Annotated in this window: 1 pseudogene; it reads right to left on the reverse strand. The window is 67.1% G+C overall.

The annotated features are described in order from the left end of the window. Nucleotides 1-205, reverse strand: a pseudogene (locus ACY0MJ_RS22420) (hypothetical protein); the annotation flags it as partial. Between the last annotated feature and the right edge of the window lie 53 nt (nucleotides 206-258).

The raw sequence follows: 258 nt of genomic DNA on the forward strand, positions 1-258 counted from the left end.
TGCTGATGGCGCCATCACTATCGGTGTCTACACTGGCCCAGGTCTGACCACCGCCAGACTGCGGCTGTGCGCTGGTAGCCGAGCTACCGGTCTGCGCCGGCTGCGCAGCATCCTGGGAGGCGCTCTGCGCCATGGCCGGCAGCGCCAGAGCGGCAGCAAGGGCGGCGGTGGCAGCGATCAGCGAGGTGCGGTTACGGGTCTTCATGGGTGGTCTCCTTGTCTTGGGAATGCACGGTGTCGCCGCACATGACACCACCC

Source organism: Ramlibacter sp. bp-362 (assembly GCF_054956735.1).